The 4,771-nt window shown below is 48.8% G+C and carries 3 protein-coding genes and 1 pseudogene; all 4 read left to right on the forward strand.

The window, feature by feature from the left end:
- Positions 1-243: pseudogene (locus Q0R37_RS15175) on the forward strand (cell division ATP-binding protein FtsE); the annotation flags it as partial.
- 323 nt (positions 244-566) lie between these two features.
- Positions 567-1,478 carry a permease-like cell division protein FtsX gene (ftsX, locus tag Q0R37_RS15180; RefSeq protein WP_294755426.1) on the forward strand — a complete coding sequence of 304 codons (912 nt, stop codon included), beginning with the start codon at positions 567-569 and terminating at the stop codon, positions 1,476-1,478.
- Between the two features lie 99 nt (positions 1,479-1,577).
- The gene (locus tag Q0R37_RS15185) at positions 1,578-2,942 is read left to right on the forward strand and encodes a M23 family metallopeptidase (protein ID WP_294755428.1); all 1,365 of its coding nucleotides are present in this window, start codon (positions 1,578-1,580) and stop codon (positions 2,940-2,942) included.
- Positions 2,943-3,034: 92 nt separating this feature from the next.
- The gene (locus tag Q0R37_RS15190; protein ID WP_294755429.1) at positions 3,035-4,201 is read left to right on the forward strand and encodes a S41 family peptidase; all 1,167 of its coding nucleotides are present in this window, start codon (positions 3,035-3,037) and stop codon (positions 4,199-4,201) included.
- The last annotated feature ends 570 nt before the right edge of the window (positions 4,202-4,771 follow it).

Consider the following 4,771-nt stretch of genomic DNA (forward strand, 5'->3'; position numbering starts at 1 on the left):
GCCATTGCAAGAGCGCTGGTAAACGACCCTCAGCTCATCATCGCAGACGAGCCTACGGGTAATATCGACCCCGAGCTCTCCTACGAGATCGTAGAGCTCCTCAAGGGCATAAACGATCAGGGTACTACTATACTCATGGTAACTCATGAGCACGATCTGGTACGTCACTTCGGCGGACGCATCATAAATATCACAGAGGGCGAGATCGTCTTTGACGAGGTCATCTCGGGCGCAGGCGACGAGCTCCTTGCAGATATGGATGCGGAAATGCCTGCCGACGCTATGGCAGCAGCCGTAAGCGAAGCCGAGCATTTCAACGATAATGTCCGCGCTGATGTAAATACCGAGGACAATATCGAGCTCCCCATCGAAAATATGACCGCAGACGATATAATCTCCGCTATAGGAGGAGTTCCCGAGCCGGAAAAGCCCGAAAAGGAGCTTATGAAGCCCGTAAAGGAGAATATCGACGTGGACATCACACAGGAGCTCCCCAAGATACCCGAGGGTGAGACTCCCGAGGAGATACTTGCTGCACTCTCCGACAAAACGGAAGGAGGTGCGGTATGAAGCTGAGCGGTTTCAGATACCTCGCCGATCAGGGCGTGGAAAACATATGGAAGAATAAAATGATGGCATTCGCCACATTCTGCGTACTGCTCATCTCCCTTCTTCTCGTTGGAATTGCAGGTCTCTTCTATATCAACCTCAATTCCATGATAAAGGGCCTCGGAAGTCAGAACGAAGTAGTGGTTATCATGGATCAGGGTACTACTGACGAAGAGAATACCGCTGCCGAGGAAGCCATAAAGGCTATCCCCAATGTTGCCACCATCAAGTTCATATCCAAGGAAGAGGCTCTCGAAAGACAGAAGGCAAGCCTTCCAAGCGCTGAGGTCATCTTCAACGATTATATCGGTGATGACGCAAGCTTTATGCCTGACGGATTCAGCGTAACAGTCAAGAACAACGACAAGATCACAGATACCGTCAGCCAGATAAGCTCTATCACAAATATCCAGAGCGCTTCCGCCTCTCCGCAGGTTGCAGAGTTCCTCAGAGAGCTGCGAAAAGTTGTTTCAATTATAGCAGGCGCAGTAATATTCGCACTTGCCATAGTTGCAATGATAATTATTTCCAATACCACAAAGGCAAGCGTTTTTGCCCGCCGTGAGGAGATACAGATAATGAAGTATGTCGGCGCTACAAATGCGTTTATCCGTATGCCGTTCTTCGTAGAGGGCATGGTAACGGGCTTCTTTGCAGGCGCAGGCGCATATTTCATCACATGGGCGATATACCGCTCGGCTTATAATATGCTCACAGAGCAGGGTATGCTTATGAATACCTTCGGTGTGGGAAGTCTTATCCCCTTCGAGAAGATAAGGCCCTATATAATCCTCGGCTACCTTGTTGCAGGCTCGCTCATAGGCGCCGTGGGAAGTGTTGTAAGCACAAGAAAGCATATCGACGTTTGATATGGATGTCCGAACGAATAATATGAAATCTTTTTGTGAAAGGAGTGTGCTGTCAGACTCGTCGACCTTACTCCCGACGGTCTGTCACGCAGCTTGATTATGAAAAAACTTAATATATTCAAAAAAGGAGTATCCTTTGTTATCTCTTCTGCGTTGTCGGTCTCAATGCTCGCAGCTTATACATCTGAATACGATAAAACCAGAAATAAGGCTTCCGCACTGACTATCGCTGAAATGCAGGAAGAGATCAGCAGCAATAAAGCAAAGATAGCAGAGCTTCAGGGACAGCTCGACGCCCTTGAGGGCAATAAGGCTGAGGAGCAGCAGTATCAGAATATCCTCATGGATCAGATCGACAAGATCCACGAGAATATAAACCTCCTCAATCAGGAGATAGACAGTATAAACGCTGACATCGAGACTGCAAGATTCAACATAGAAATGCTTGACGACTCCATCCTCAGACAGCAGGAAGAGATCGACAATAACGTAGAGCTCTTCAAGAAGCGTCTCTGCAATATGTATATCTCGGGCAACGAAAACCTCGCTTCCGTAGTTGTGGGAACCTCCAGCTTCTACGATATGATATCGAGAGTTGAAATGGTGAACCGCATAGCTTCCTATGACGAGCAGCTCATAAATGATATCCTTGCCGATATAGAAAAAATGGATCAGTCCAAGAAAAATCTCGAGACCGAAAAGCTTACTCTCGAAATGAAGATGGAAGAGCAGGAAAAGCGTAAGGAAGAGAAAAAGGCTGAAATGGAGATCCTCAACGAGCAGATGGCAAAGACTCAGGCGGAGATCGACCGTATCGCTGCCGAGCAGCAGAGGATAAGAGAAAATCAGGACGAGCTCGCAGCTATAGACGCTGAATTCGATGCCGAGATACAGGCTGAGATCGCCCGTCAGGCAGCTGCCGCTCAGGCAGCATACGAGGCTGAACAGGCCCGCCTTGCAGCTCAGAGAGCTCAGGCTATCCAGAACTATGATTATTCAAGCCAGCCCTCATATGTACCCGTTTCTGCGGGAGCTTCGGGCTTTGCATGGCCTGCTCCGGGATATACCTATATCTCCAGCTACTACGGTTCAAGATGGGGCGGCTTCCACGGCGGAATAGACGTCGGCGATGCAGGCATCTACGGCGGCGCAGCAGTTGCTTCCCGCTCGGGAACAGTTATTCAGGTCTATAATTCCTGCTACTGCGACTACCCGAAGGACGGCTACTGTCCGTGCGGAGGCTGTGGAAACTACGGCAACCACGTAATCATATCACATGACGGTACATACTCCACTGTTTACGCACATCTTTCAAGTGCCTGCGTTTCTGTAGGTCAGTACGTTGAACAGGGAACTGTCATCGGCTATATCGGTACTACGGGCTGGTCAACAGGCGCTCACCTCCACTTTGAGGTACGTGTGAACGGCTCCCGTGTAGACCCCATGGGTTATGTAAGTCCGTAATGATGTACATATCTTCAGCCGTAAACAATAACATATAAAAACAAGGGCAGTTCGCGCAACTGCCCGAATTTTTGTCAGAAAGCGATGATAATATGAACAGAAAGATCAGTCTCGGCTTTGCTTTGAGCCTTATAGCTATCGCTTCTGCGGTAACATTCATACTCACCTCATTTTTCTCGCTGCAAAGCTTCAACAAGACCGTCGTTGACGTAAACGAAAAGGGCAAAAAGTACAATTCGCTCCAGACCCTCGACTCCTACGTCCGCGAGAACTATCTCGGCGATATCGACGAGAACAAGCTCAGCGACGGAATACTGAAAGGCTATATCTCGGGACTTGACGATAAATACTCAAAGTACCTCACTCAGGAGGAGTACCTTGCCGAGCAGAACGAGGACGAAGGACAGCTCATAGGTCTCGGACTTACCCTCGACGAGGACGAGAGCGGATATATCCGCATTGCCGAAATAATGAAGGACTCCCCCGTTGCAGAGGCAGGTATCCGCGTTGGAGACATCATCACTCTCATTGACGGAGTGAGCGTGCTCAACGAGGGCTTTGACCAGTCTATCGAAGCCATGCGCGGCACAGAGGGCTCAGAGATAAGACTTACGATCCGCCGCGGCGGTATAGACAAGGACTACACCTTCTCGCGCCGCTCTATCGAAGTCGAGAGCGTTACAGGCGAAATGCTTGACGAGTACGTGGGATATATAAAGGTCAACAGCTTCAAGAAGAATACTCCTCAGAAGTTTGTCGACACACTTGAAAGGCTCACATCGAACGGCGCTAAATCGCTTATTTTCGATGTCCGCGACAATGCGGGCGGAAGCATTGATATGCTCTCCTCCTGTCTCGACCCGCTGCTCCCCGAGGGCGTTATCGCTACAGCCGAGTACAAGGACGGTCACAGCGAGACACTTATATACTCCGACGAAAACAAGCTCGATATACCAATGACAGTGCTCGTGAACAATAACACGGCAAGTGCGGCAGAGCTTTTTGCGGCTTCGCTCCGTGATTTTTCGGGAGCTGTCCTGGTTGGCGAAAAGACCTACGGCAAGGGCGTGATGCAGAAGACCACGGAATTCAGCAAAAACGGCGCAGTAGTTCTCACAGTTGCGAAGTATCAGACCGCTGTATCGCCCTGCTACGACGGTATCGGACTTACCCCCGATATTCCCATGGCAAACGAGACCGAGGAACAGGACGACCAGTATTACAAGGCTGTTGAGATAGCCCACAACCTCATTAGTTAATGCGTAATTCGTAATTATTTCACGGCGGATATGCCCGTGCCCTTGTAGGGAACGCCGTCCTCGGCGTCCCGCGCCTCACGCAACAGGTAACATGAGAATATCTGTAGGAGGGCACCCCTACATACAATACCTCTATACCTCTATCTCTCTATACCACTAAAGCGTGAAAGCAATGTACTTTATCAATTTAAACCGTTACTGGGATAGAGGGATAGGGAGATTATTTTTATTTATCCCTCTTGCCTGTACCATATATTATGGAGTTAAATATGACAAAAACCTCAGCATCTCTGCTGAGGTGTGTTTTTATGGAATACAAGTTTCGCGGGACGCCGAGGGCGGCGTCCCCTACAAATACTCTCATGTTACGTAATTGTATATCGCGGGCGGATAATATCCGCCCATACTGACGGCTAAAGGCTAACGGCTAAGGGCTAAGCAAGGTCTTGACTTTTTCAGCACAGTATAGTATAATAATATGTAATGCTATTTATTATTAAATATTAAGGAGTGCATTGATATGGCAACAAAGAAGATGTCCAGAGAAAGCTACGACAAGCTCGTCGCTGA

It is taken from the genome of uncultured Ruminococcus sp., assembly GCF_946415235.1.
Classification (GTDB): Bacteria; Bacillota; Clostridia; order Oscillospirales; family Ruminococcaceae; genus Ruminococcus.

Excerpts from the sequence above, each read along its gene's own strand:
- ftsX (WP_294755426.1), top strand. The coding sequence starts at position 567 with ATGAAGCTGAGCGGTTTCAGATACCTCGCCGATCAGGGCGTGGAAAAC.
- Q0R37_RS15185 (WP_294755428.1), top strand. The coding sequence starts at position 1,578 with ATGAAAAAACTTAATATATTCAAAAAAGGAGTATCCTTTGTTATCTCT.
- Q0R37_RS15190 (WP_294755429.1), top strand. The coding sequence starts at position 3,035 with ATGAACAGAAAGATCAGTCTCGGCTTTGCTTTGAGCCTTATAGCTATC.